At 70.6% G+C, this 18,345-nt stretch carries 19 protein-coding genes; 6 read left to right on the top strand and 13 right to left on the bottom strand.

What is annotated here, in order from left to right; all coding sequences use genetic code 11:
* Positions 1-15: 15 nt before the first annotated feature.
* The 4 genes from ABTY59_RS27140 to ABTY59_RS27125 form a co-directional block, all read right to left on the bottom strand.
* Positions 16-1,569, bottom strand: coding sequence for an SCO6880 family protein (locus ABTY59_RS27140; protein ID WP_352021653.1), 1,554 nt, complete (start codon positions 1,567-1,569; stop codon positions 16-18).
* Positions 1,566-2,903 (bottom strand): hypothetical protein, encoded by a 1,338-nt coding sequence (locus tag ABTY59_RS27135; RefSeq protein WP_502995430.1) that lies wholly within the window; start codon positions 2,901-2,903, stop codon positions 1,566-1,568. Before ABTY59_RS27135 ends, ABTY59_RS27140 begins: the two co-directional genes overlap by 4 nt.
* On the bottom strand, positions 2,893-3,729 hold the full coding sequence (locus ABTY59_RS27130; RefSeq protein ID WP_352021652.1) for a DUF8175 domain-containg protein: 837 nt from the start codon (positions 3,727-3,729) through the stop codon (positions 2,893-2,895). Before ABTY59_RS27130 ends, ABTY59_RS27135 begins: the two co-directional genes overlap by 11 nt.
* Positions 3,730-3,828: 99 nt before the next feature.
* Positions 3,829-4,137, bottom strand: coding sequence for a DUF8827 family protein (locus ABTY59_RS27125; protein ID WP_024757447.1), 309 nt, complete (start codon positions 4,135-4,137; stop codon positions 3,829-3,831).
* Positions 4,138-4,459: 322 nt separating this feature from the next.
* On the opposite strand from ABTY59_RS27125, the gene ABTY59_RS27120 reads away from it, so the two are divergent.
* Together ABTY59_RS27120 and ABTY59_RS27115 are read left to right on the top strand one after the other, a co-directional pair.
* On the top strand, positions 4,460-5,485 hold the full coding sequence (locus ABTY59_RS27120; RefSeq protein ID WP_352021651.1) for a C40 family peptidase: 1,026 nt from the start codon (positions 4,460-4,462) through the stop codon (positions 5,483-5,485).
* A gap of 226 nt (positions 5,486-5,711) precedes the next feature.
* On the top strand, positions 5,712-6,434 hold the full coding sequence (locus ABTY59_RS27115; protein ID WP_352021650.1) for a phosphatase PAP2 family protein: 723 nt from the start codon (positions 5,712-5,714) through the stop codon (positions 6,432-6,434).
* A 22-nt stretch (positions 6,435-6,456) separates the two neighbouring features.
* Here the strand turns inward: ABTY59_RS27115 and ABTY59_RS27110 are convergent, their stop codons facing one another.
* The gene (locus ABTY59_RS27110; RefSeq protein WP_352021649.1) at positions 6,457-6,612 is read right to left on the bottom strand and encodes a hypothetical protein; all 156 of its coding nucleotides are present in this window, start codon (positions 6,610-6,612) and stop codon (positions 6,457-6,459) included.
* Positions 6,613-6,742: 130 nt separating this feature from the next.
* Between ABTY59_RS27110 and ABTY59_RS27105 the strand changes: the two genes are divergently transcribed.
* Together ABTY59_RS27105 and ABTY59_RS27100 are read left to right on the top strand one after the other, a co-directional pair.
* Positions 6,743-7,582 carry an SCO4651 family lipoprotein gene (locus tag ABTY59_RS27105; protein WP_352021648.1) on the top strand — a complete coding sequence of 280 codons (840 nt, stop codon included), beginning with the start codon at positions 6,743-6,745 and terminating at the stop codon, positions 7,580-7,582.
* A 118-nt stretch (positions 7,583-7,700) separates the two neighbouring features.
* On the top strand, positions 7,701-7,886 hold the full coding sequence (locus ABTY59_RS27100; protein WP_352021647.1) for a hypothetical protein: 186 nt from the start codon (positions 7,701-7,703) through the stop codon (positions 7,884-7,886).
* Between the two features lie 24 nt (positions 7,887-7,910).
* On the opposite strand, the gene ABTY59_RS27095 is transcribed toward ABTY59_RS27100, so the two are convergent.
* On the bottom strand, positions 7,911-8,264 hold the full coding sequence (locus tag ABTY59_RS27095) for a metal-sensitive transcriptional regulator (protein WP_229844235.1): 354 nt from the start codon (positions 8,262-8,264) through the stop codon (positions 7,911-7,913).
* Between the two features lie 193 nt (positions 8,265-8,457).
* On the opposite strand from ABTY59_RS27095, the gene ABTY59_RS27090 reads away from it, so the two are divergent.
* The gene (locus ABTY59_RS27090; protein WP_116159771.1) at positions 8,458-9,078 is read left to right on the top strand and encodes a DUF47 domain-containing protein; all 621 of its coding nucleotides are present in this window, start codon (positions 8,458-8,460) and stop codon (positions 9,076-9,078) included.
* A gap of 5 nt (positions 9,079-9,083) precedes the next feature.
* Positions 9,084-10,082 (top strand): inorganic phosphate transporter, encoded by a 999-nt coding sequence (locus ABTY59_RS27085; RefSeq protein ID WP_352021646.1) that lies wholly within the window; start codon positions 9,084-9,086, stop codon positions 10,080-10,082.
* A gap of 106 nt (positions 10,083-10,188) precedes the next feature.
* On the opposite strand, the gene pstB is transcribed toward ABTY59_RS27085, so the two are convergent.
* From pstB to ABTY59_RS27050, 7 genes are all read right to left on the bottom strand, one after another.
* Positions 10,189-10,965: a phosphate ABC transporter ATP-binding protein PstB gene (gene pstB / locus ABTY59_RS27080; protein ID WP_352021645.1), complete on the bottom strand. Its 777-nt coding sequence runs from the start codon at positions 10,963-10,965 to the stop codon at positions 10,189-10,191.
* Positions 10,966-10,991: 26 nt separating this feature from the next.
* The gene (gene pstA / locus ABTY59_RS27075; RefSeq protein ID WP_352021644.1) at positions 10,992-12,065 is read right to left on the bottom strand and encodes a phosphate ABC transporter permease PstA; all 1,074 of its coding nucleotides are present in this window, start codon (positions 12,063-12,065) and stop codon (positions 10,992-10,994) included.
* Complete coding sequence (gene pstC, locus ABTY59_RS27070; protein ID WP_352021643.1) at positions 12,062-13,036, bottom strand: phosphate ABC transporter permease subunit PstC; 975 nt, start codon at positions 13,034-13,036, stop codon at positions 12,062-12,064. The genes pstA and pstC overlap by 4 nt, the downstream gene beginning before the upstream one ends.
* A gap of 123 nt (positions 13,037-13,159) precedes the next feature.
* Positions 13,160-14,302, bottom strand: coding sequence for a phosphate ABC transporter substrate-binding protein PstS (pstS, locus tag ABTY59_RS27065; protein WP_352021642.1), 1,143 nt, complete (start codon positions 14,300-14,302; stop codon positions 13,160-13,162).
* Positions 14,303-14,620: 318 nt separating this feature from the next.
* The gene (locus tag ABTY59_RS27060; protein ID WP_352021641.1) at positions 14,621-15,028 is read right to left on the bottom strand and encodes an NUDIX hydrolase; all 408 of its coding nucleotides are present in this window, start codon (positions 15,026-15,028) and stop codon (positions 14,621-14,623) included.
* Positions 15,025-16,017, bottom strand: coding sequence for a CHAD domain-containing protein (locus ABTY59_RS27055; RefSeq protein ID WP_352021640.1), 993 nt, complete (start codon positions 16,015-16,017; stop codon positions 15,025-15,027). Before ABTY59_RS27055 ends, ABTY59_RS27060 begins: the two co-directional genes overlap by 4 nt.
* Positions 16,004-18,259: an RNA degradosome polyphosphate kinase gene (locus ABTY59_RS27050; protein WP_352021639.1), complete on the bottom strand. Its 2,256-nt coding sequence runs from the start codon at positions 18,257-18,259 to the stop codon at positions 16,004-16,006. Before ABTY59_RS27050 ends, ABTY59_RS27055 begins: the two co-directional genes overlap by 14 nt.
* Positions 18,260-18,345: the final 86 nt, after the last annotated feature.

Raw genomic sequence — 18,345 nt, 5'->3', positions numbered from 1 at the left:
TGTGCCCCTTCGGCCCTAGCGGCGGATGCCGGTCGCGAACGGCAAGGTGTTCACAAAGGCCCGGTGGTGCTCGCGGTCGCACCACTCCAGCTTCAGATACGACTTGCCGGCGGAGGCCCTGATCGTGCGCTTGTCCCGGGCGAGGGCCTCGGGTGAACGCGACGACACCGTGATGTACCCGACGAGGTTCACTCCTGCCGCGCCGCTGGCGAGATCTTCACCCCGCTGGTCGAGCCGGCCGTGGGCGGCGATGTCGCGGGGGTCGACCGTGCGGTTCATCTTGGCGGCGCGGCTGGCGTCCGCCTCGTCGTTGGTCTTCTCCGTGAGCATGCGCTCGATGGCGACCTCGGTGGGCTCCAGGTCCATGGTGACCGCGACCGTACGGATGACGTCGGGGGTGTGGACGAGGAGCGGGGCGAGGAAGTTGACGCCGACCGGGGTCATCGGCCACTCCTTCACCCAGGCCGTGGCGTGGCACCAGGGGGCGCGGGTGGAGGACTCGCGGGTCTTGGCCTGGAGGTAGGTCGGCTCCATCGCGTCGAGTTCGGCGGGCCAAGCGTTTCGTTTCGTCATCGCCTGGATGTGGTCGATGGGGTGGTCCGGGTCGTACATGGAGTGCACGAGCGAGGAGAGGCGGGACTGGCCGAGGGGCTGGCGGACGCGGATGTCGGCCTCGGCGAGGCGGGCGCAGATGTCGGTGAGCTCGCGGGCCATCACGACGGCGAGGCCGGCGTCGCGGTCGAGCTTGCGGGCGCCGGAGGCGTGGCGGGCGGCGCGGGCCATGGCGTTGGCCTCGGCGGCCAGCTCGCGGGTGTAGTGCATGCAGGCGACCAGATAGGCGCGGTGCTGCTCGCTGGAGGTGGAGACCATGGACTGGAGCTGGTCGTAGGACTCCTGGAGCCACGCGGGCGCGTGCGGGTCGCCGCGCTGGCCGACGTCCTTGGCGTGCGCGTCGGGGTCGGCAGGGAGGGTGCGGGCGAGCATCTGGAGGCGGGTGACGAAGCCGTCGCCGTTGGCGACGTGCTTGAGGAGGGTGCCGAAGCGGTCGACGAGGGCCTCCTGGTCCTCGCTGTCGCGCAGGCCCACGCCGGGGCCCTCGATCTCGATGGCGGCGGTGACGGTGCGGCGGTCGGCGTGCAGGAGGACGGCGATCTCGTCGGGGCCGAAGGGGGCGGCGAGCCAGCCGACGCGGCCGATGCCGGGCGGCGGGCCGACCTCGACCTCGCGGCCGTCGAGACGGGTGCCGGCCTCGTAGACGACGGAGCGGTAGGCGGTGCCGCGCTTCAGCATCCGCTTGTAGCTGCGGTTGATCTCGAACCACTTGTAGAAGGTGCGGTGCTTGTACGGGAGGTAGACGGCGGCGATCGCGAGCATGGGGAGGCCCGCGAGGAGTGCGATCCGCAGGGGGAGGGCGGGGATGAGGAGACCGCTCATCATGCCGAGGAAGGCGCCGACGATGATCAGGGCGATCTCGCCGGTCTCGCGGTTCTTGCCGACGATCGCGTTGGGCCGGGCGCGGCCCACGAGATACGTGCGGCGGGGCGCGACCGGCTGGGACTGGGTCGTCAACGCCCTGCACCTCCAGAGTTCTTGCGGTTGCTGTGCGGGGTACCCGCGGTGGGACTGCTGCTACGGGGCGGGGGCGTGGCGCCGCCGCCCGCGCCGCCCGCGCCGCCTCCGCCTCGGCTGCTGTGGGCGGCCATGCCGCCGGACACCGGGTTGGCGGGGCGGGGGGCGGAGCCCGAGGTGCCGCCTCCGCCGCTGTCGCGGGTGCTGTGGGTCTTGATGCCCTGGGAGACGAGGGAGGCGGGGGAGGTCATGACGGCCGCGGCCGCGTTCTCTCCGGCGCGGTGGAGGCGGTTGTTGCGGGAGGCGACGATCTCGTCGCCGAAGCCGGGGACGAAGCGGTAGATCATCGCGGAGGCGAAGATGGCGAGCAGGATGATCGAGAGGCCCGAGACGACGGCGGAGACGGAGTCGGGGCCGGTGCCGGAGGAGAGCGCGCCGGCGAGACCGAGGACGATCACGATGACCGGCTTGACCAGGATGATCGCGATCATGATGCCCGCCCAGCGGCGGACGTGGCCCCACATGTTCTTGTCGACGAGGCCGGAGTAGACGACGACGCCGAGCAGGGCGCCGACGTACAGGAGGACGGCGCGGAGGAACAGCTCCAGGTAGAGCACGCCGGCGGCGATCACGGTCACCAGGGACACGATGATCAGCATGATGGGGCCGCCGCCGATGCTGTCGCCCTTCTGGAGGGCCTCCTTGAAGCTGCCGAAGAAGATGTCGGTCTGCTGGCCGGTGCCGGAGGCGATGACCTCGGTGATGGCGTCGGTGGCGTTGACGACGGTGTAGAGGATCAGAGGCGTGAACGCGGAGGCCAGGACCGTCAGCCAGAGGAAGCCGATGGCTTCGGAGAGGGCCGTGGTGAGGGGGACGCCGCGGATGGCGCGCTTGGCGACGGCGAGGAGCCAGAGGAGGAGGGTGAGGAAGGTGGCGGCGGCGAAGACGATGGCGTAGCGGCCGAGGAACTGCATGTTGGTGAAGTCGACGTCGGCGGTCGCCTTGACGGCCTTGGAGAGCTCGTCGACGACTTTGATGGCGGCGTCGGCGAAGCCGCGGGCGAGGGAGGCCAGTGGGTCCTGCTCGTTGTTCGTCTCGGGGAGGGGCACCGAGCCGCCGGACTTGCTCCTCTCGCACAGAGTCCTGGGCTCTCCCACCAGGAAGCTGCAGTCGTTGTCGCTGGGGCTCGTGGTCGCCGAGGACCCGGGCGCCGAGGGCGTCGGTGTGGGAGCCGCCTGGGCGGTGGACGCGAGCATGAGGGACAGGAACAGGAGAAGGAAGGCGGCCACGATGGTGCTCGTCGCGCGTCCTGCCCGGCTGCGGTTAGCGGGCATAGGTGAACCCTCCGTATCCTTGGACGGCGTCGGCGATCTCGTCGGCCATGGAGGCGCGGTTGTCGCCGTTGACCGGCGTCGGACCCTCGGCCTGGGTCGAGGACTCCACGCGCCAGTCGCCCCCCACCCAGACGAGCTTCTCCGTGATGGTGAACCAGGTCGACGTGACGGGCCTGGTCGAGCCCGCGCCGGCGAGTCCACCGAGACTGGTGCACCAGACCTCGACCGTCGCGGAGTTCTCCGCGTAGGCCTTGACCTTGGCACCGATCGGAATGGTGCGTGAGACCAGGGTCATGCCGGCGGGTGCGGTTCCGTCCTTGTTGAGTCCGGCGCTGGCCATGAAGTCGGCTGTGTAAGAGGCGTCGAACCTTTCGAGAAGGTTCTCCACGACCGCCGGGGCGTGGACGGTGCGCACGATCTCGCGGCGCTGGTCGGCGTTGTACATCTCGACCGACCCCAACGCCACCGCGTAATTCGTGGCCGCGCTCTGCGCGCCCTGGTCGTCGTGGGTGTAGCCCGTGGGGATCTGGCCGTTCTTGCCGGTGACCGGGCGGACGCCGGTCGCCGTGGTGGGGGACGTCCTGCCCGGGGTGCCGGAGCGGGGGCCGGAGGTGTCGGCGGGGTCGCCCTCGCCGCGGTTGGCGAAGGCGATGGCGGCGACGAGGAGGACCACCACGCCCACGACCGTGATGAGGGATCGGGAGCTGCGGACGGGGCGGCGGGCGCCGCCGTAGACGTCGCCGCTGTTGCCCTCGGGCAGGCGGGTCCGGGTCTGGCCCGAGCCGCCCACGCCGCCGAAGCTGTCGTGCTCGTCGCCGGGACTCATGCCGGGTACGCCCCCTCACTCGTTCGCGGGTACGGCCGTGCTTCAACATGACTGGGCATCAGGGAACGCATTCTCAGGAGGGTCGGGTCCGACGGGAGATCAGACGGCCATCCCGTACACGATGGTGAACAGCGTCCCCAGTGATCCGATGATGAAGACGCCGGTCAGGCCGGCGACGATCAGGCCCTTGCCCTGTTCCGCGCTGAACGTGTCGCGGAGGGCGGTCGCGCCGATGCGCTGCTTGGCCGCTCCCCAGATGGCGATGCCGAGGCAGAGCAGGATGGCCACGGCCATCACGACCTCGATCATCACCTTGGCTTCGTTGCCCAGGCTCCCGAAAGGTCCCCAGTTCGGGGCGATTCCACCGATGATGGTGGTGATGTCGCCCTTTTCGGCCGCCAGGTACATGTAACTCACCGCCCCTGTTGGGTACTTGGTCGCCCCTGCCGGACGGCATGGGTCATCGCCCTATCTTCGCTGATGAAACCGCCCACGTGTGACGGCTTGGCGGCTCTCTTTACCCGATCCCCGCACACTTGACCGATCTGACCGTCTTGACCTGCGGTGGTGTGGCCGGTTTCCATGCGAAGAAGCGTATGGTCACTCTGTGTATCACGGAGAGTGACTCCGGGCAATGATTGTCGTTGTTGCACTCTTGGGGCGGTGTCGGGCGATGCCCGCCTAGACTGACCGCCGGGGCGTACTGCCATGGGCCGAGGGGTGGTTGACGGTGCGTAGGGCTGGCAAGGCGTGGCTGTGGGCCGGCGGGGCCCTGGGGGTCTGTCTCGGCTTCGTCGCACTGCTCGTGGTCGGCACGTACTCCGCGGCCGCCGGGATCGCCGGCGGCACGTCCGGCAAGGGCGGGGCCGTCGCGCTCGCCAAGGGGGCCGTGCCCGCGCTCTACCAGGGGCTCGTGCAGCGGTGGGGCAATCTGTGCCCCGCCATCAATCCGGCCCTGCTGGCCGCGCAGCTCTACCAGGAGAGCGGCTGGAACCCGCGGGCCGTCTCCTCGGCCGACGCCCGGGGCATCGCCCAGTTCATCCCCGGCACCTGGGCGGGGCACGGCATCGACGGCGACGGGGACGGCGACCGGGACATCTGGGACCCGAAGGACGCGATCCCGTCCGCCGCCTCGTACGACTGCGAGATCGCCGGATACGTCAAGGACGTGCCGGGCGATCCGGCGAACAACATGCTGGCCGCGTACAACGCGGGCGCGTACCGGGTGATCAAGCACGGCGGGGTGCCGCCCATCAGCGAGACCCAGAACTACGTGCGCATCATCCGGTCGCTGGAGAAGAGCTTCGCCCGCCCGGTGGGCCGCGTCGCGCCCTCGCAGCAGGCCGCGGCGGCCATCGGCTACGCGCAGGAGAAGCTGGGCACCCCGTACCTCTGGGGCGGTACGGGCACGGCCGCGCAGAACGGGCGGTTCGACTGCTCCGGGCTCACCCAGGCCGCGTACGAGAGCGTCGGCGTGACCCTGCCGCGCGTGGCCAACGACCAGTACAACGCCGGTCCGCACCCCGGCAGGGACGAGCTGCTCCCCGGCGACCTCGTGTTCTTCTCGGACGACCTGACCAACTCGCGGGCCATCCGGCACGTCGGCATCTACGTCGGCGGCGGCTACATGATCGACGCCCCGCGCACCGGCGCGGTCATCCGCTTCGACCGCATCGACACCCCCGACTACTTCGGCGCGACCCGCGTCACCCGGGAGGGCGCGGCGGCCCTGCCGACCGGTCTGCCGCAGGCCTGAGGACGCCCCCTGACGGGGCGTCGGGTGGCGTTCGGGGCGTATCGGGCATGGCTGGAACTCTCCGTCATGCAGGGGCCCTGAGCTGCGGTGAACCGTCACTCTTCGATAACGTCGTCATGATCCACCGGAGAGAGCGGAACGTACGCCTCAGGCGATTCGTTCCCTGATCCGACCGCTCTGACCACGGGGGTTGGAAACCAGACACGAGAGCAAGGGGCCGCAGCAGATGGCTGGACTCGCATCGGACGGCTCGAACCCCGATGTCAGCCTGCTCTACGACATCAACGGACTGGCCAAGGCCGCTCCGCCGTGGTTCGACCGCGTCATGGAGTTCGTCGGCGAGTACGGCATCGTGCTCGCGACGGTCCTCCTCGTGCTCTGGTGCTGGTGGAGCGTCCGCCGGCGCGGCACCCTCGCCGACTCCGTCTCGGCCGTCGCCGGGCTCGTGTGGGCCCCGCTGGCCGCCGGCATCGCCCTCCTCGTCAACATCCCCATCCGCGGCTTCGTCGAGCGCCCCAGACCCTTCAAGGACCACCAGGGCCTGGAGGTCCTCGTCGACGGCAAGACCGACTTCTCCTTCGTCAGCGACCACGCGACCCTCGCGATGGCGCTCGGCGTCGGCGTCTTCGTCGCCCACCGCCGCTTCGGCCTCGCCGCCATCGGTCTCGCCCTCGCCGAGGGCTTCGCGCGCGTCTACATGGGCGTCCACTACCCGACCGACGTGATCGGCGGCTTCGCCCTCGGCACGGCCGTGGCCCTGCTCCTCGCCCCGGTCGCGCTCGCCCTGCTCACGCCCGTCGTCTCCGCCGTCGCCCGCTCCGGTCGCGGCGCCCGGCTCGTCCGCTCCCGCCGGGCCGACGCGTCCCGCTGCCCCGAGGCCGTCGGGATCGCGGAGCCCCGGCTGGGCGGATCCGCCCCGAGCACCGGCCAGAAGGACCTCGCCGCCTAGGGGGTGTCCCCCGGGGTCCGGATCAGGACCCGCTCGTACGGAGGTGTTCCGCCGCGTCCGTGCGGGCCTTGTCGCGTGATCTGCGGGCCGGGCCGATCCAGCCGCAGCTGCACCGTGCCAGCGCGAACGAGCCGCGCTCCGTCGTGGTGGTGGTGTGGGGGGAAGCCTGCGCGTGCACCTCACCACCGTACTGCGCGTGACGGCACGCCCCGACCGTCGTTATGCGCATCGGGTGTCCCCGGGCCCGAGGAGCCCGGGGAAGGGCGGGTCCCGGACAAACAGCGGTGAGGCGTTGGGGGTTGGCGGCGATGGTGGTGCAGCGGTACGGGCTTCCGCGCGGTCTCGGGAGCGGGGCGTTCGCCGTCGCCGCCCTGGTCGGCTCCCTCGTCGGGACCGTGACGGTCACGGGCTGCGCCGCCCCCGACGACCCGAAACCGGCCACCGACCCCGCCCTCGCCGTACGGAGCGCCGCCGACGCGCTGGCGAGGGCCGGCACCTCCAAGGCCACCACCTCCATGGAGATGGCCGCCGGCGGGACCCGGGTCACCATCCGGGGCGAGGGCGGCTACGACTTCCGGCGCCGCACCGGGCGGCTCCAGGTGCTGCTGCCGAAGGACCCGGCCGGGGCCAGCGAGCACCGCCCGATCACCGAGCTCCTCACCCCCGGCGCGCTCTACATGAAGAACCGGGGCGCCGGGGTGCCCGCCGACAAGTGGGTACGGGTCGACACCACCGCCCTCGACGACGGCAACCTCGTCACCGGCGGCGCCACCGACCCGGCCGCGGCGGCCGAGCTGCTCCGGGGCGCCCGCGAGGTCACGTACGTCGGCGAGGTCGAGCTGGCAGGGGTGAAAGTCAGCCACTACCGAGGGGTCGCCGACATCGCGCTCGCCGCCCGGGCGGCCTCCCCGCAGCTGCGCGGGGCGCTCACCGCGGCGGCGAAAGGGTTCGCCCAGGACACCGTGCCCTTCGACGCGTACCTCGACGCGGAGGGCCGGCTGCGGAAGGTGCGCCACCAGTTCAGCTTCAGCAACCAGGGCCGGACGGTCGCGGTCGCCTCGACGACCCTGCTGTACGCGTTCGGTGCCCCCGTCGAGGTGACGCTCCCGGACCGCCGGGACATCTACGCCGGGAAGATCAAGGCCTGACCTGGCCCGGTGGCGGTCCGGACCATCGGCAAATGGTCCGGACGTGTCATGCGCGGTGCGTGGCCCCGTCCCTACGCTGGGAGACCGTTGGGAGACCGACGCCGGCAGGAAGAGGTGGATGCGCGTGGCCCCGCCCGGTACAGCAACCGTGCCCGCAGACCCGGACTGCGTCGCCCTCGCCGAGATCGAGCTCTGCGGAGAGCTGATCATCGCGGCGTCGACCGCGGACGGGGAGCGGCTCAGCGCCGACCGGATCGACGAGGTGCTGCGGGTGGCGGCGGAGCGGGCCGCCGAGGGGCTCTGACGGCATGGACCCGCCCCGCCCGCCTCAGGTGCGCATCATGCGGGCGATGGCCTTCGTGGCCTCCTCGACCTTCTCGTCGATGCCCGAGCCGGTGGCCGCCGCGTCGGCGACGCAGTGCCGCAGGTGCTCCTCCAGGAGCTGGAGGGCGAAGGACTGGAGCGCCTTCGTGGAGGCGGAGACCTGCGTGAGTATGTCGATGCAGTAGACGTCCTCGTCGACCATCCGCTGCAGACCCCGGATCTGGCCCTCGATCCGGCGGAGCCGCTTGAGGTGCTCGTCCTTCTGCTTGTGGTAGCCGTGCACGCCGTGACCGTGGTCGGCCGGCTCGACGGCCTCGACGGCCTCGGGGGTGACCTGGTCCGCCTCGGTGGTCGTCATCGCGTCCTCCCGTTGTCCAGAAAAGGGGGTGTATACCCCTCGTGGGTATATGGTACCGATCCCCGCCGATCCGGGCGGGGGCCCGTGCAGTTCACTGTGCCTGATGGGCGACACTGAGAGACGCCGGTTAGCCGTGGCCGGATGATGCGCCTAGCATCAGCCTGACCGAAACCCAGCACCCCGAGGACCTCACGTGCGATTTCGTCTGACCCCCAGGGAGACGAGCTTCTACGACATGTTCGCCGCGTCCGCGGACAACATCGTCACGGGCTCCAAGCTCCTGATGGAACTGCTCGGAGCGGAGCCTTCCGCCCGGGCCGAGATCGCGGAGCGGATGCGGGCAGCGGAGCACGCCGGTGACGACGCCACCCACGCGATCTTCCACCAGCTGAACTCCTCTTTCATCACGCCGTTCGACCGCGAGGACATCTACTCCCTCGCGTCGTCCCTCGACGACATCATGGACTTCATGGAAGAGGCCGTCGACCTGGTCGTCCTCTACAACATCGAAGAGCTCCCCAAGGGTGTCGAGCAGCAGATCGAGGTCCTGGCCCGGGCGGCGGAGCTGACCGCCGAGGCCATGCCGAACCTGCGGACGATGGCCAACCTCACCGAGTACTGGATCGAGGTCAACCGTCTCGAGAACCAGGCGGACCAGATCCACCGCAAGCTGCTCGCCCACCTCTTCAACGGCAAGTACGACGCCATCGAGGTGCTGAAGCTCAAGCAGGTCGTGGATGTGCTGGAAGAGGCGGCCGACGCCTTCGAGCACGTGGCCAACACGGTGGAGACCATCGCGGTCAAGGAGTCCTGAGCTTCGTGGACACCTTCGCTCTGATCGTGACCATCGGTGTCGCGCTCGGCTTCACGTATACGAACGGCTTCCACGATTCCGCCAACGCCATCGCCACCTCGGTGTCGACCCGGGCGCTGACGCCCCGGGCGGCGCTCGCGATGGCGGCGGTCATGAACCTCGCCGGTGCCTTCATGGGCAGCGGCGTCGCCAAGACGGTCAGCGAGGGGCTCATCGAGACCCCGACCGGCGACAAGGGGATGGGCATCCTCTTCGCCGCGCTCGTCGGCGCGATCATCTGGAACCTGGTCACCTGGTACTTCGGGCTGCCGTCCTCGTCCTCGCACGCGCTGTTCGGCGGCATGGTGGGCGCGGCGCTCGCCGGTGGCACCGAGGTGATCTGGGGAGGCGTGCTCGACAAGGTCGTCATCCCGATGTTCGTCTCGCCGGTGGTCGGCCTCGTCGTCGGTTACCTGGTCATGTGCGCGATCCTGTGGATGTTCCGCAAGGCCAACCCGCACAAGGCCAAGCGCGGCTTCCGCATCGCGCAGACGGTGTCGGCGGCCGGCATGGCCCTCGGCCACGGTCTGCAGGACGCCCAGAAGACGATGGGCATCGTGGTGATGGCCCTGGTCATCGCCGATGTGCAGCAGGCCGGCGACGACATCCCGGTGTGGGTGAAGATCGCCTGTGCCGTGATGCTCTCGCTCGGTACGTACGCGGGTGGCTGGCGCATCATGCGGACCCTCGGCCGCAAGATCATCGAGCTGGACCCGCCGCAGGGCTTCGCGGCGGAGACCACGGGCGCGTCGATCATGTTCGGCTCGGCGTTCCTGTTCCACGCGCCGATCTCGACGACGCACGTCATCACCTCCGCGATCATGGGCGTCGGCGCGACGAAGCGCGTCAACGCGGTCCGGTGGGGTGTCGCCAAGAACATCATCCTGGGCTGGTTCATCACGATGCCGGCGGCCGCGCTGGTGGCCGCGCTGAGCTACTACGTGGTGCAGCTGATCTTCGGCTGAGTTCTCCGGTACGGAAATGGGCCCGGCTCCCCTGTGGGGGAGCCGGGCCCTTCGTCATTACGGTGGCACCGCCATGCAGCACCGTAAGACGGTCTGGGGGAGCGGTTTAGCCGAAGCGGCCGGAGATGTAGTCCTCGGTCGCCTGGACGCTCGGGTTGGAGAAGATGCGCTCGGTGTCGTCCAGCTCGATGAGCTTGCCGGGCTGGCCGACGGCCGCCAGGTTGAAGAAGGCGGTGCGGTCCGAGACGCGGGCGGCCTGCTGCATGTTGTGCGTCACGATGACGATCGTGAAGCGCTCCTTCAGCTCGCCGATCAGGTCCTCGATGGCGAGGGTGGAGATCGGGTCGAGGGCCGAGCAGGGCTCGTCCATCAGCAGGACGTCGGGCTCGACCGCGATGGCGCGGGCGATGCACAGACGCTGCTGCTGACCGCCGGAGAGGCCGGAGCCCGGCTTGTTGAGGCGGTCCTTGACCTCGTTCCAGAGGTTGGCGCCCTTGAGCGACCGCTCGACGATCTCGTTGAGCTGGGACTTCTTGTACGAGCCGTTGAGCCGCAGGCCCGCCGCCACGTTGTCGAAGATCGACATGGTGGGGAAGGGGTTCGGGCGCTGGAAGACCATGCCGACCGTGCGGCGCACGGCGACCGGGTCGACGTTCGTCCCGTACAGGTTCTCGTCGTCCAGCATCACCTTGCCCTCGACGCGGCCACCGGGGGTGACCTCGTGCATGCGGTTCAGGGTGCGCAGGAAGGTGGACTTGCCGCAGCCGGAGGGGCCGATGAAGGCCGTCACGGAGCGGGGCTCGACGGTCATCGAGATGTCGTCGATCGCCTTGTGGGCGCCGTAGTAGGCCGAGAGGCCGCTGACGTCGATTCGCTTGGCCATGTGAATCACTTCCAGGGTAGCCGCGGTCAGCGGCTGGTCTTCGGGGCCTTCCAGCGGGCGATGCCGCGGGCCACCAGGTTGAGGATCATGACGAAGGCGATCAGGACGAGCGCGGCGGCCCAGGCGCGGGCCACGGCGGCGTCGGTGCCGACCGCGTACTGCTCGTACACGTAGAGCGGCAGGGAGGACTGGGCGCCTTCGAAGGGGTTCGGGTTGATGAGCTTCGTACCGAACACGAGGAGCAGGACCGGGGCCGTCTCACCGGTGATGCGGGCGACCGCGAGCATGACGCCCGTGGTGATGCCGCCGATCGCGGTGGGCAGGACCACCTTCAGGATGGTGCGCCACTTGGGGATGCCGAGGGCGAGGGAGGCCTCGCGGAGCTCGTTCGGGACGAGCTTGAGCATCTCCTCGGTGGAGCGGACCACGACCGGCATCATCAGGATGGCGAGGGCCATCGCGCCGGCGAAACCGGAGGGGCCGAAGCCCAGCATCAGGTTCCAGGTGGCGAGGATGAAGAGGCCGGCGACGATCGACGGGATGCCCGTCATGACGTCGACGAAGAAGGTGACGGCCTGGGCGAGCTTCCCGCCGCCGTACTCGACGAGGTAGACGGCGGTGAGGAGGCCGATCGGCGCGGCGATCAGGGTCGCGATGCCGACCTGCTCGATGGTGCCGAGCAGCGCGTGGTAGACGCCGCCGCCGGCCTCGGCGTCGAGGACGCCGTTCATCGAGTGGCTCAGGAAGTAGCCGTCGAGGACGTCGAGGCCCTTGCTGATCGTGACCCAGGCCAGGGAGAGCAGCGGGACCACGGCGAGGACGAACGAGACCCAGATCAGGCTGGTGGCGACGCGGTCCTTGGCCTGGCGGCGGCCCTCGACCTTGGTGGTCACGGCGAAGGTGACGAGGACGAAGAGCAGCGCGGCGATCAGGCCCCACTGGACCTTGCTGTGCCAGCCGGCGCCGAGGCCGATGCCGATTCCTCCGGCGATGGAGCCGGCGGCGATGGCGGCCGGGGTCCAGCGGGGGAGCCGGGCGTGCGAGAGCGATCCGCGGCGCGGGGCCGCCGTGACCGGACGATCCTGTATGGCGTGGCTCATGCCGCGGCCCCCGAGTACTCCTTGCGGCGGCCGATGATCCAGCGGGCGGCGCCGTTGACCAGCAGGGTGATGACGAAGAGGACGAGACCGGAGGCGATCAGGGCGTCACGGCCGAACTCGTTGGCCTCGTTGAACTTCGCGGCGATGTTCTGCGCGAACGTGCCGCCGCCCGGGTCGAGCAGGTGGCCCGAGAGGACGAAGCTGGGGGAGAGGACGACGGCGACGGCCATGGTCTCGCCGAGTGCGCGGCCGAGGCCCAGCATGGAGGCGGAGATGATGCCGGAGCGGCCGAAGGGCAGCACCGACATGCGGATGACCTCCCAGCGCGTGGCGCCGAGGGCGAGGGCGGCTTCCTCGTGCATCCGGGGGACCTGGAGGAAGACCTCGCGGGTCACGTTGGTGATGATCGGAAGGATCATGATCGCCAGGAGGATGCCCACGGTGAAGAGGTTGCGGGCGACGCCGTCCTGGGCCTTGTCGAAGATGTACGTCCAGCCGAAGTACTCGTCGAGCCACTGGTTGAGGCCGTCGAGGTACGGGACGAGGAAGATCGCGCCCCAGAGGCCGTAGATGATGCTGGGCACGGCGGCGAGCAGGTCGACGACGTACGCGAGCGGCTTGGCCAGCCTGCGCGGGGCGTAGTGCGAGATGAAGAGGGCGATCCCGATCGCGACGGGCACGGCGATGAGCATCGCGATGATCGACGAGACGACCGTGCCGAAGGCGAGGACGGCGATGCCGAAGACCGGCGGGTTGTTCGCCGGGTTCCACTCGAAGGTGGTGAAGAAGTTGGTGCTGTCCTTCGAGATGGCGAGGACGGCACGGTAGGTCAGGAAGACCGCGATCGCGGCCATGATCACGAGGAGGGTGATGCCGGAGCCTCGGGACAGACCGCTGAAGATGCGGTCACCGGGGCGGGTCGCGCTCTTGGCGCGCCGGTTCCTCTGTATGTCTGGTGTGGTGGTAGCCATCTGTTCTTCTCCGGTCTGCGGGTCCCGTACGTCCCTTGCGGGGTGACGGGGCCCTGGCGGCGGTGCACCGGATGCCGGGGCCGGCCCCTCCACGGGAGGTGAGGGGCCGGACCCGGCCGGGGGTCAGGACAGGGTGGGGACGATCGCGCGGACCTTGGCCGCGATCTCGGCCGGGAGCGGGGCGTAGCCGGCGTCGGCGAGGACCTTCTGGCCCTCCTCGCTGGCGGTGTAGGTGAGGAACGCCTTCAGGGTCGGCAGGGTGTCCGCCTTGTTGCCCTTGTCGCAGGCGATCTCGTAGGTGACGAGGGTGAGCGGGTAGGCGCCCTCGGCCTTGGTGGTGTAGTCGAGCGAGAGGGCCAGGTCGCTGCCGGTGCCCTTGACCTTGGCGGCGGCGATGGCCTTGGAGGCGTTCTCCGTGGTGGCGGCGACCGGGGCGGCGGCACCGGTGTTGATGCTGACCGTGGAGATCTTGTTGGCCGTGGCGTAGGAGAGCTCGAAGTAGCCGATGGAGCCCTCGGCGTCCTTGACCGCGGTGGCGACACCGGAGGAGCCGTTGGCGGCCTGGCCACCCGGGGCGGGCCACGACTTCGTCTTCGGGTCGTACTTCCAGTCGGCCTTCGCGGTGGCCGAGAGGTACTTGCCCAGGTTCTGGGTGGTGCCCGACTCGTCCGAGCGGTGGAAGGCCTGGATGGTGGTGTCGGGGAGCTTCGCGCCCGGGTTCAGCTTGGCGATCGCCGGGTCGTTCCACTTGGTGATCTTCGTGTCGAAGATCTTGGCGAGGGTGGGGGCGTCCAGGACCAGGTTGTCCACGCCGTCCAGCTTGTAGCCGATGGCGATGGGGCCGCCGACCATGGGCAGGTTGACGCCCTTGCCGCCCTTGCAGATCTTCTGCGACTCGGCGACCTCTTCGTCCTTGAGGGCGGAGTCGGAGCCGGCGAAGGTGACCTGGCCCTGGTTGAACTTGGTGATGCCGCCGCCGGAGCCGATGGCCTGGTAGTTGACCTCGACGCCGGAGCACGCGGCCTGGAAGTTCTTGACCCACAGGTCCATCGCGTTCTTCTGCGCGCTGGAGCCGGCGGCGAGGAGCTGGCCCTTGGCGCCGTCGCACGCGATGTTCGACGCGGCGGCGGAGGTCTTCGTGCCGCTGTCCTTGGTCGGCGTCTCCGTGTTGTTGTCCGACCCACACGCCGAGAGGACGAGCGCACCGGAGACGACGAGGGCACCGATCGCGGAGGCGCGAAGCCCGTTCTTGCGCGAAAGCTTCACTTTCGGGTGTTCCTTCCAGAAGCCGCCTTGTCGCGGACCGTGTGTCCTGAACGTTCTACGGCGGCGTGTGTCGGTTGGTGGGTGCATCGCTGTGCTCCGTGCACCGTGTAAGGCCGAAATTAGGCAGAACAGGTGAAGCCGTCGACGGGGGAGGGTGAACGGGAAGTGAACCGTGCCGGAAGCCACGGTGCGGGGCGTTGCCGTTTCGTTGTGAACGTCGCCCCCGGCCCGCGGGGGCCCGGGCCCCGCCCGCGACGGGCCGGGCGCGGGTCCGCGGCGGTTCAGGGTGAAAGGGTCGTCAGGGCGGTTCAGGGCGGTTCAGGGCGACAGGGTCGTCAGGGCCGTGTCCAGGAGGGTGCGGTCCCGGGGCTGGGTGAGGCGGTGGCGGGCCGCCGTCGGGGGGAGCCAGAGCAGCGCGTCGATCTCCCGCGTGGGGACGAAGCCGCCGTCCAGGGCCCGGGCCCACCAGTAGGCGACCTCCTTGGGGCGGCCGGCCACCCAGTAGTGCGCCGTGGGCAGGCGGGCGCCGAGCTCGCAGCGCCGCCCCGTCTCCTCCAGGACCTCGCGGACCGCGCAGGCCTCCGCCGTCTCCCCGCGCTTGCGCTTGCCCTTGGGGTGCGACCAGTCGTCCCACTTCGGCCGGTGCACCAGGGCGATCTCGATGCCCTGGCCGGAAATCGCCGGTCTCCACAGGACGCAGCCCGCCGCGAGGATCGGGGTGGTCATGGGACCGGGGCCGTCGTCCGGCGCCAGGCCCGCTGGAAGGCGAAGCGGGCCGCCTCCACCTCGTGGCGCTGGTCTGCGTGCAGGACGCCCAGCGCGTAGGCCGTGGCCGGGGCGATGCGGGGCGTGCGGGCCGCGGTGGCCGCCGCCGTCGCGGCCTCGGCGGCGTCGCGGTGCCGGTCCAGGGCCCTGGCCGCCTCGTACAGGTCGGAGTCGGGTTCGCCGCCGGTGCGCAGGGCCTCGGTGGCGTACCGGTGCAGCCGCAGCAGGGCCCGGGTGTGGTGCCAGGGCGCGTCCTGGGTCTCGCCGGTGGCGAGTTCGAGGGCCTCCGCGTTGTACGGGTGGGCGGCCCTGGTGAGGGGGAGCGCCGCGACCGCGTCGAGGAGCCGCCGCTCGGCGACCGCCGCGGGCGCGTCGATGACCTCGACGGCCGGGGCGGCGCCCGCCGGGCCGAGCGGCACCTCGGAGGCCAGCAGGGCGACGGCGTCGGCGATCGCGTGGAAGCGGGCGGAGCCGAGGGCCTGGAGGGAGGCCGAGTGGGCGCGCGTACGGGCCAGGGTCAGCTGGCGGTCGAGGAGGGCGCCCGCCCGGGCCGCGCCGACCGTGAGGCCCGTGCCGCCTTCCGTGCCCCTGGCCGCCGGCACCGGACCCGCGCCGCTCGACAGCCGGGACAGGGCGTCCACCAGGCGGATGAGGCGGGACGTGCAGGCCTGCTCCAGGGCCAGCGTCCCGGAGAGCCAGGCGAGCTCCGTGCGCAGCTGGTCGGCCCAGGCGGGGTCGAGCAGCGGCCGGAAGGTGTGGAGGGTGCCGCTGATCCGGCGGGCCGCGCCCCGCAGCGTGCGGGCGGCCTCCTCCGCTCCTGCCGTGTCGGAGCCGCTCTCGCGGTGGAGGCGCAGGCCGCGGAGGAAGTCCGCGGCGCGCGCGTGCAGGTACGGGGCGAGGACCTCTCCTGCCGTGGCGTCCTGCGGGTGCGAGTGGTCAGGGTTGTGCACGCCGGCGCCTCCGCGCGTCGATGAGCATCTCCTGGACGTGCCGCAGGGGCCGGCCCTCGGGGTCGGTCGCGTGCCGCGTCCAGTTCCCGTCGGGGCCGAGGTGCCAGGAGGAGGTGGTGTCGGACATTCCGGTCTCCAGGAGCCGGGTGAGCGCTGCCCGGTGCGCCGGGTCGGAGACCCGTACGAGGGCCTCGATCCGGCGGTCCAGGTTGCGGTGCATCATGTCGGCGCTGCCGAGCCAGACCTCGGGTTCGCCGCCGTTGCCGAAGGCGAAGACCCGGGAGTGCTCCAGGAAGCGGCCGAGGACCGAGCGGACCCGGATGTTCTCCGAGAGGCCGGTGACGCCGGGGCGCACGGCGCAGATGCCGCGGACCCAGATGTCGACGGGGACGCCGGCCCGCGAGGCCTGGTAGCAGGCGTCGATGACCGCTTCGTCGACCATCGAGTTGACCTTGATGCGGACGTATGCCGGGCGGCCCGCGCGGTGGTGCGCGATCTCCTTGGTGATCCGGGAGACCAGTCCGTCGCGGAGCGACTTCGGGGCGGTGAGCAGGCGCCGGTAGGTCTCGCGGCGGGAGTAGCCGGAGAGCCGGTTGAACAGGTCGGACAGGTCCGCGCCGACCTGCGGGTCGGCGGTGAGCAGGCCCAGGTCCTCGTAGAGCCGGGCGGTCTTCGGGTGGTAGTTGCCGGTGCCGACGTGCGAGTAGCGGCGCAGGAGCTCGCCCTCCTGGCGTACGACGAGCGACAGCTTGCAGTGGGTCTTCAGGCCGACGAGGCCGTAGACGACGTGGCAGCCGGCCTCCTCCAGCTTGCGGGCCCACTTGATGTTGGCCTGCTCGTCGAAGCGGGCCTTGATCTCGACGAGGACGAGGACCTGCTTGCCGGACTCGGCGGCGTCGATGAGGGCGTCCACTATCGGGGAGTCGCCGGAGGTCCGGTACAGCGTCTGCTTGATCGCGAGGACGTCCGGGTCGGCCGCCGCCTGCTCCAGGAAGGCCTGGACGGAGGTGGAGAAGGAGTCGTACGGGTGGTGGAGCAGCACGTCGCGCTCGCGCAGCGCCGCGAAGATGTCGGGCGCGGACGCCGACTCGACCTCGGCGAGGTCACGGTGGGTGCCGGCGACGAACTTCGGGTACTTCAGCTCGGGCCGGTCCTGTCCGGCGATCCCGAAGAGGCCGGTGAGGTCGAGCGGGCCGGGCAGCGGGTAGACCTCGGCGTCGGAGATCTTCAGCTCGCGGACCAGCAGGTCGAGGACGTAGGGGTCGATGGACTCCTCGACCTCCAGGCGCACCGGGGGCCCGAAGCGGCGGCGCATGAGTTCCTTCTCCAGGGCCTGGAGCAGGTTCTCCGCGTCGTCCTCCTCGACCTCCAGGTCCTCGTTCCTGGTCACCCGGAACATGTGGTGGGCGAGCACCTCCATGCCGGGGAACAGCTCCTCCAGGTGTGCCGCGATCACGTCCTCCAGGGGGACGTACCGCTGCGGGGAGGCCTCCAGGAAGCGGGAGAGCAGCGGCGGCACCTTGACGCGCGCGAAGTGGCGGTGGCCGCTGACCGGGTTGCGGACGACCACGGCGAGGTTGAGGCTCAGGCCGGAGATGTACGGGAAGGGGTGCGCGGGGTCCACGGCGAGCGGGGTGAGGACCGGGAAGATCTGCTGCCGGAAGAGGGTGAAGAGCCGGGCCTGCTCCTTCTCGGTGAGCTCGGGCCAGCGGATCAGGTGGATGCCCTCGTCGGCGAGGGCCGGGGCGACGTCCTGCTGGTAGCAGGCGGCGTGCCGGGCCATGAGTTCGCGCGAGCGCGTCCAGATCAGGTCCAGGACCTCGCGCGGCTGGAGGCCGGAGGCGGACCGGGTGGCGACGCCGGTGGCGATGCGGCGCTTGAGGCCGGCGACGCGGACCATGAAGAACTCGTCGAGGTTCGAGGCGAAGATCGCGAGGAAGTTCGCCCGTTCGAGGAGGGGGGTCGTCGGGTCCTCGGCGAGTTCGAGGACGCGTTCGTTGAACGCGAGCCAGCTGCGCTCCCGGTCGAGGAAGCGTCCCTGCGGCAGCTCGTCGCCGTGTGTGCCGTCGTCCTCGTACGTGTCGGGATCGGCGTCGAGTTCGGCGTCGATGTCGGTCACGACGGCGCCGTTCACCACGTGGGCGCGGTGCGGCGCTATGGAGCCGAGGGACGACGTCCCGGACGGCGGTTCGGACGGCGTGGCGGAGGACTGGACCGGGACCTCGGCGGGCTGCTTGCTCATGGCCCCATTCTTCCGCGCGAAGGGGTGGTCGGGCGCGTCGGAGCGGGCCGTGGGGGAGGGAAGTCTCCCTTTGGGGAGGGCGGACA

Source organism: Streptomyces sp. NPDC096079 (assembly GCF_040303145.1).
Taxonomy (GTDB): Bacteria; Actinomycetota; Actinomycetes; order Streptomycetales; family Streptomycetaceae; genus Streptomyces.
This window is presented reverse-complemented; position numbering and strand designations above follow the sequence as displayed.

What these genes read in the sequence shown, in the direction of transcription:
- ABTY59_RS27115 (WP_352021650.1), top strand. Translation starts at nt 5,712, where the DNA reads ATGGCTGGACTCGCATCGGACGGCTCGAACCCCGATGTCAGCCTGCTC.
- ABTY59_RS27050 (WP_352021639.1), bottom strand. Translation starts at nt 18,259, where the DNA reads ATGAGCAAGCAGCCCGCCGAGGTCCCGGTCCAGTCCTCCGCCACGCCG.
- pstC (WP_352021643.1), bottom strand. Translation starts at nt 13,036, where the DNA reads ATGGCTACCACCACACCAGACATACAGAGGAACCGGCGCGCCAAGAGC.
- ABTY59_RS27125 (WP_024757447.1), bottom strand. Translation starts at nt 4,137, where the DNA reads ATGTACCTGGCGGCCGAAAAGGGCGACATCACCACCATCATCGGTGGA.
- ABTY59_RS27100 (WP_352021647.1), top strand. Translation starts at nt 7,701, where the DNA reads ATGCGCGTGGCCCCGCCCGGTACAGCAACCGTGCCCGCAGACCCGGAC.
- pstA (WP_352021644.1), bottom strand. Translation starts at nt 12,065, where the DNA reads ATGAGCCACGCCATACAGGATCGTCCGGTCACGGCGGCCCCGCGCCGC.
- ABTY59_RS27060 (WP_352021641.1), bottom strand. Translation starts at nt 15,028, where the DNA reads ATGACCACCCCGATCCTCGCGGCGGGCTGCGTCCTGTGGAGACCGGCG.
- ABTY59_RS27135 (WP_502995430.1), bottom strand. Translation starts at nt 2,903, where the DNA reads ATGCCCGCTAACCGCAGCCGGGCAGGACGCGCGACGAGCACCATCGTG.
- ABTY59_RS27130 (WP_352021652.1), bottom strand. Translation starts at nt 3,729, where the DNA reads ATGAGTCCCGGCGACGAGCACGACAGCTTCGGCGGCGTGGGCGGCTCG.
- ABTY59_RS27105 (WP_352021648.1), top strand. Translation starts at nt 6,743, where the DNA reads ATGGTGGTGCAGCGGTACGGGCTTCCGCGCGGTCTCGGGAGCGGGGCG.
- ABTY59_RS27095 (WP_229844235.1), bottom strand. Translation starts at nt 8,264, where the DNA reads ATGACGACCACCGAGGCGGACCAGGTCACCCCCGAGGCCGTCGAGGCC.
- pstB (WP_352021645.1), bottom strand. Translation starts at nt 10,965, where the DNA reads ATGGCCAAGCGAATCGACGTCAGCGGCCTCTCGGCCTACTACGGCGCC.